The sequence below is a fragment of the Nocardia sp. NRRL S-836 genome (assembly GCF_001279525.1).
Lineage (GTDB): Bacteria > Actinomycetota > Actinomycetes > Mycobacteriales > Pseudonocardiaceae > Lentzea.
This window is the reverse complement of the sequence record NZ_LGDY01000064.1, coordinates 1-300: the sequence shown is the minus strand read 5'-3', so window position 1 is coordinate 300 and position 300 is coordinate 1. Positions and strand designations below refer to the sequence as shown.

Below are 300 nucleotides of genomic sequence, written 5' to 3'. Positions count from 1 at the left end.
GAACACGCTGTGGCTGGTCGCGTTCGTGGCGGTCTGGGCGGCGGCGTCCGAGGTCTTGGGGTACGTGCTGCTGGGGGTGAGCCGCTTCGGCGCGCTCTCGCCGGCCCTGGTCAACACCTCATACGCGATGGCCGTGTCCTCGGCAGCGCTCCTGGTGGTCGGCTGGCCTCTGGCATTGCTGTTCACTGTGCTGTGGGCGCGGCGGGCGCGCCACGTCGACGCGACGATCGTCGGTTAGGGGCCGTCCCGCTCGGACCGCTCCGCGCTGCTCAGCCTGTTCGGGCCCGGCGTGAACCTCGT

General features: G+C 71.3%; 1 protein-coding gene. It reads left to right on the top strand.

Going from position 1 to position 300, the window contains the following annotated elements; translation table 11 throughout:
- Window positions 1-238 (top strand): hypothetical protein (locus ADL03_RS48255; RefSeq protein WP_197288193.1); only part of this gene is annotated, 238 nt, incomplete at its 5' end.
- Window positions 239-300 lie beyond the last annotated feature (62 nt).